Origin of the sequence: Bradyrhizobium uaiense, from assembly GCF_010811875.1 — a bacterium.
GTDB lineage: Bacteria > Pseudomonadota > Alphaproteobacteria > Rhizobiales > Xanthobacteraceae > Bradyrhizobium > Bradyrhizobium uaiense.
The window spans coordinates 1-4,742 of record NZ_VKHP01000400.1 but is presented as its reverse complement, the minus strand read 5'-3'; the positions used below and the strand labels follow the sequence as shown (position 1 = coordinate 4,742).

The window sequence follows — 4,742 nt, the reverse complement described above, 5'->3', positions numbered from 1 at the left end:
TTGCCGCTCGACATTTGTTGATCGACAAAGCGGCGCGTGGCGCAAATTCAGCACTGCGAGGGGGCGCAATCTTGGCGGCGGCACATTAAATGCGCTGAATGGGACAGGGACAAGTACAAGTGGCGGCGCTGCTGGCCGGCGCCGCCTTCATGTTGAGTGGCTGCGGGCTGGCGGACAGCCACGCGGTATGGCCGGAAGCGTTGAAGGTCAAGGCCACCGAGCCGGCGCCGCTCGAGACGCCTCCGGATGTCAAACGGCTGGTCGCGAGCAAATTGGACTCGGTGTTCACCGCCGGCTCGCAGCCGGCCCATGTTCGGGTGTCCACCCCGCTGCACGACCCACGCGGCACCGGCTGGACGGCCTGTGTGCGCGCCGAACTGACATCCGTCATCGGCAAGCCGCTCGGGACGCAGACCTATCGCGTCTTCATCCATGAAGGCGCGATCTTCGATCGCCGGCAGGTGGAAACCGACGACAATTGCGTGACCGAAACTTACGAGCCGGTCGAGGGTGCCGTTACGGCGGAAGCGCAACGAAACGCCAAGCCTTAGGCTGAGACGTCGACATGCGCCGGCCAAGCCTGATGGCGCATGTCATGGCAGGTCAGACGTTGCTGACGCCGCCGTCGACGACCATGTCGGAGCCGGTCATGAACGAGCTCTCGTCCGAGGCCAGGAAGACGGCCGCCGCCGCCAATTCCTCGGGACGGCCGATCCGCAGCATCGGCGTGTAGTTGGAATACATCTTGCGGATCGCGGCGGCTTGCTCGGGCGTCGACGCCTGGGAGTCCATGATCGGCGTGTCGACCGGACCGGGGCTGAGCAGGTTGGCGCGGATGCCGCTGTCCTTGAACTCGGCCGCCCAGGTCCGGACATACGAACGCACCGCTGCCTTGGTGGCGGCATAGGTCGAGTGGTTCGCCAGGCCCATATAGTGCATGGCCGAGGACACCAGGATGATCGATCCACCGCCAGTCATCATCGGCAGCATCTTCTGCACCAGGAACAGCGGCCCCTTGGCCATCAGGTTGAACGTGCGGTCGTAGTGCTCCTCCGTGATCTCACGTAGCGGCACTTGTTCGGTGAAGCCGGCGTTGGATACGACGACGTCCACCCTGCCCTTCGCCTTGCGAACCGTCCCGGCGACACGGTCGAGATCATCGAGCCTGGACGCATCCGCCTGGATTGCGGTGACGCCACCGCCGATCAGCTTCGCCGCCTTGTCGAGCGCGTCCTGGCGACGGCCGAAGATGAACACGTGCGCGCCCTCCTTCACGTAGCGCTGCGCGATGGCGAGCCCGATGCCGCTGTTGCCGCCGCTGATCACCGCGACCTTGCCTTCCAATCTCGACATGTTAATTCCTTTGAGTTGCGCGCCCGGATCGTCCGGGAACCTTGCAGCTAGGCGCGCCCGCATCGGCCGATCAGTGCGCACCTGCGCACACCGGTGGTGCAAAAATGATCCGGATAACTGGCGTTCCGGGAGGTGCGTTCTTGACGCGACTGATGGGCTGGTCGGTCACCGCGAACGTGCGATCGCGTCGTCCGCCATATGCTGAACGGCGCGTTAACATGACCGCCCAAATTGCTTGATGGCCTCAACGGCATTTTCCATCTCTCTCCGCTACGTTGCCCCTGACGAACGCAGGCTGATTTGCCTCGCGGACCGGGGAAACAGGGACGTGGCCGATATTGCTGACCAGGCAATGATCCGCCGTGCATCGCGCAACGATGCCACGGACGATCGCGCGTTGCCGCCGCTGTCAGCCGCGCCGGTCGGCGCGTGGCGTGCGCTTGCCGAGCGCGCGATCGAGGCCAATGGCTATTATCAGCCCGACTGGGAATTGGCGGTCGATGCCTCCGCGCGCGACCGCACCGGCGCGGCGCTGCTCAGCGCCACCGGCGATGCCGGGCAATTGATCGGGCTGTTGCCGGTGGCTCCGCTGCGGCGGATCTATCGGATCCCCCTGCCCGCGCTGGTCGGCGCCGAACCCTATGGCACGCTGTGCACGCCGCTGCTCGACCGCGACGCCGCCGAGCAAGCGGCCGGCAAGATGTTGCAGCAGGCACGCAATGCCGGCGCGCATGCACTGATCCTGCGCACCACCTCGCTCGAGGGTCCCGCCATGGCGGCGATCCGCGCGGTGCTCTCGCGCGACGGTTTGCAGCCGCGGGTGCTGAGCGCCTATCAGCGCGCTCAGCTCGATGCGACGCGCGACGCCGATGAATTGCTGCGCGACGCACTCGGGCCCAAGAAGCTGAAGGAGCTTCGTCGCCAGCGTCATCGCCTGTCCGACCATGGTGCGGTGCGCTTCGAAGTTGCGCGCACGCCGGACGCGGTGGCCGCAGCGCTCGAGACTTTCCTTGCCCTCGAAGTCGCCGGCTGGAAGGGCCAGCGCGGCACGGCGCTCAGCCAGCATGCCGGCGACCAAACCTTCATCCGACGCGCGACATCGGCCCTGGCCGAAGCCGGGCGCTGCGAGATCGTCACGCTGCATGCCGGCGGCACGCCGGTCGCAGGCGGCATCGTGGTGCGCCATCAGGACCGTGCGTTCTTCTTCAAGATCGGCATCGACGAGCGCTTTGCGAAGCATTCGCCCGGCGCGCAATTGACGTTGGAGCTGACACGCCATCTCTGCGCCGATCCCGCGATCAATTCGGCCGATTCCACCGCGGCGCCCGGCCACCCCATGATCGACCCGATCTGGCGCGGCCGCTTCGCGATCGGCGACCTGCTGCTGCCGCTGCGGCGGCGCGATCCGCTGGTCCCGGCCATTCACGCCGCGCTGAGCCTGAACAATCTCGCTTACGAAGCCGCCCGCGGCGCCGTCGGCTTCATCCGCAGCCGGCGCAGCAAGCGGGGATAGCACGGTCCTTACACGAGCTCGCGCGGAACGATAGGCTGCGCCTGACGGCTTCGAGCCGATGATGTCGTGACCCGGCGCAAACATGACGATCCAGGAACTCTACCTCCGGCAGGACGCGTTGACCGACCCCGGCGCGCTGGCCGGGGCATATGATGATTTGCCCGAGACGGTCTCCGGACTGTGCGAGGTTGTCTCGGGACTGATCGTCCACGTCGCATGGGCGGAACGTTACGGCGTCCCGCCCGATATCCCGATGGTCAGGCAAACCCGACCGGTCGCAGATCGATTGAAGCTGATCCAGGAGGCATTCGCCGGCTCGCTCACCGCGGCACGCGCGCCGCGCAGCCGCACGTTCGGCACGTGTCGCGACTACGCACTCCTGCTGTGCAGCATGCTCCGAAGCCGATCGATCCCGGCGCGGGTCCGCGGCGGCTTCGCTACTTACATCGGCGACGACATCTATCACGACCATTGGATCTGCGAATATTGGTCACCGGGCGACAAGCGCTGGCTGCAGGCCGATGCACAGCTCGACGCGATGCAGATCGATCAGCTGCGGATCCCGTTCGACAGCGCGAACCTGCCGCGCGAAGCGTTTCTGACGGCTTCGCAGGCCTGGCGGCTGGCACGATGCAATGCGGTTGCTGCCGGAGCCTTCGGGCATGGCGCAAGCGCCGGTCTGTGGTTTCTTCACGTCAACGTCTACCGTGACCTGCTGTCGCTCACGAACCGGCAAATATCGGCCTGGGACAGCTGGCGTGATGCTGTGCCGGCGAGCAAGGTGTTGAAGGTCGACGTCCTCGCCGAGCTCGACCGGCTGGCGGATCTGGTCACGACGTTCGAGAATGGCTCGCACCAATTTGCCGTGCTGGATGAGGCGGCATCGCGCAATCTGATGCCGCCCTGGCTTTCGTAACCGACCGAGCGGATGCGACCTGTGCCGCGTGCTCGGACTCCCGAGCGGATTCGAGACGGCCGAGTTCGCCGCGGCCGATGGTTTACCTTTTCGTAGCCATGCAGACACATCAAGAAACAAACAGCCTCCACCGTCAGGTTGGTGTCAGCTAGGCTCAATAGCGTTGCGGCGCGCTGTTTCTCAGACGGCGCATGCCCTTGCCTGGAAAGCCTCATCCGGTGGAAGCATCGGGTGAGGCTTTCTGCAGGCGCGCTCCGCGAGGCCATGGCCGGCGGCCGCTTCGTACGCTCGGCGGACCAGAAACGAGGCTCCCCGAGGCGCGAATATGGTCGCTACTGCAACGGCGAATGCGGCGCCGGCAGCATGATGGTCGAGTGCATTTCCTCGAGCAGCTGCGTGCCCTTGCCGAGGAATTCCAGCCAGGCTGGATCCTTCATCGCGCCGCCGCGCGCAGCAGCCCGGGCGTTGAGATCGGGATAGGCCCAGATGTGACAGACCTCGTTGGGCTGTCCTGCATCGGTGTGCCAGAGGCCGACGATCTTGGAGTATTTCTCGCGCTCCGGCATCACGCCCGTGAACAGATCGAGCCATTGCTTGACGCCGCCGAGCGGCTTGGCGCGATAGTTGCGGAATTCGTAGATGTTGCCCTTGGTGGCCGGCGCCACCGGCGCAATGATCGCATTGAGCAGCCGGACCTCCTGGCGCACCAGCAGCGGACGGATCGCCGGGATGTACTCGCCGGTCCAGCGCGGATTCCTGGAAAGCTCCGCACGCAGCCGGGTCCGCTCATTGAGGTCGGCGTAGCTCCACATGTGCATGACCTGATTGAGCGGACCGATCTCGGTGATCCAGTAACCTTCCAGCTTGCCGAAATTGTCGGCGCGGATGTCGCGCGAGATCGTGCTCGCGGCCTTCACCATCTCGCCGACGGTGCCTGGACGTACCGTGTAGGTGCGCAGC

Annotated in this window: 5 protein-coding genes; 3 read left to right on the top strand and 2 right to left on the bottom strand. The window is 65.6% G+C overall.

The window, feature by feature from the left end:
* Positions 1 to 119: 119 nt before the first annotated feature.
* The gene (locus FNJ47_RS44610; protein ID WP_347341812.1) at positions 120 to 551 is read left to right on the top strand and encodes a hypothetical protein; all 432 of its coding nucleotides are present in this window, start codon (positions 120 to 122) and stop codon (positions 549 to 551) included.
* 52 nt (positions 552 to 603) lie between these two features.
* On the opposite strand, the gene FNJ47_RS44605 is transcribed toward FNJ47_RS44610, so the two are convergent.
* Positions 604 to 1,353 carry an SDR family NAD(P)-dependent oxidoreductase gene (locus FNJ47_RS44605; RefSeq protein WP_163162948.1) on the bottom strand — a complete coding sequence of 250 codons (750 nt, stop codon included), beginning with the start codon at positions 1,351 to 1,353 and terminating at the stop codon, positions 604 to 606.
* Between the two features lie 328 nt (positions 1,354 to 1,681).
* Between FNJ47_RS44605 and FNJ47_RS44600 the strand changes: the two genes are divergently transcribed.
* Both FNJ47_RS44600 and FNJ47_RS44595 read left to right on the top strand, forming a co-directional pair.
* Positions 1,682 to 2,866, top strand: a complete 1,185-nt coding sequence (locus FNJ47_RS44600; RefSeq protein ID WP_163162946.1) for a GNAT family N-acetyltransferase — start codon at positions 1,682 to 1,684, stop codon at positions 2,864 to 2,866.
* Positions 2,867 to 2,948: 82 nt separating this feature from the next.
* Positions 2,949 to 3,782, top strand: coding sequence for a transglutaminase domain-containing protein (locus FNJ47_RS44595; RefSeq protein ID WP_163162945.1), 834 nt, complete (start codon positions 2,949 to 2,951; stop codon positions 3,780 to 3,782).
* Positions 3,783 to 4,114: 332 nt separating this feature from the next.
* Here FNJ47_RS44595 and FNJ47_RS44590 read toward each other — a convergent pair.
* Positions 4,115 to 4,742 (bottom strand): NIPSNAP family protein (locus FNJ47_RS44590; protein WP_206685405.1); only part of this gene is annotated, 628 nt, incomplete at its 5' end.

Bases quoted from the DNA above. Each gene is read 5' to 3' on its own strand.
- FNJ47_RS44605 (WP_163162948.1), bottom strand. From the start codon at position 1,353: ATGTCGAGATTGGAAGGCAAGGTCGCGGTGATCAGCGGCGGCAACAGC.
- FNJ47_RS44595 (WP_163162945.1), top strand. From the start codon at position 2,949: ATGACGATCCAGGAACTCTACCTCCGGCAGGACGCGTTGACCGACCCC.